Here is a 661-nt window from a genome sequence, read left to right as displayed (position 1 = left end):
TAATTAATAGTTAATTTGTTATTATTTATAATTAAAAGTTAAGGTGCTATTTACATTATATAGAATTTCGTATGATAGTTAGATTTGTCGACGATTAATGTCTGACTTATTCAGGATTAAGATTGATCAATACTATAAGTGATAGGAAACACTATTTATTTAGGAAAATAAAATGGAAGTTATACAAAAAAAGGGTAAAAATAAATACACGTTTAGTCTGGAAGATGAGCAGTTTAATTACACTTATGAAGACTCATCTAGTAAAGGTGACGTGGATGTCGACTATGGAGATTTACCTCTAAAAATTTCCGAACAAGTAGAACAAAATGAATGGCTTAGAAACGTGGGCTTATTATGGATAGGTATCGGAGTATTCCAGAGTGCATACGGTAGTTTTATTAATGGTACTTTTTATTTTGACCCCATGTGGATATTTATAGGTGCAATCTGCTTAGCGTGGGCAACCTTTTCCAAGGTAACCTACACGGTTTATAAAACGGAAGGTGCAAACATCTTCATAATTAAAGATAAGCAGCATGATGAGTTAATTAGCGAGCTGATGAAAAGAAGAAAAGAGCAGCTCAGTACTTGGTATGCAGACATAAACATGGAAAACGATATAGTAAATGAAACTAATAAGTTTAAATGGTTGGTTAAGCAA

General features: G+C 31.9%; 1 protein-coding gene. It reads left to right on the top strand.

All coding sequences use genetic code 11. The features are described from left to right. Positions 1-172: 172 nt before the first annotated feature. On the top strand, positions 173-661 hold a 489-nt coding region (locus BT797_RS19720), incomplete at its 3' end, for a hypothetical protein (protein ID WP_075473248.1).

The sequence above is a fragment of the Moritella viscosa genome (assembly GCF_900120065.1).
Lineage (GTDB): Bacteria > Pseudomonadota > Gammaproteobacteria > Enterobacterales > Moritellaceae > Moritella > Moritella viscosa.
The sequence above is the reverse complement of the archived record's forward strand: the minus strand, read 5'-3'. Positions and strand labels throughout refer to the sequence as shown.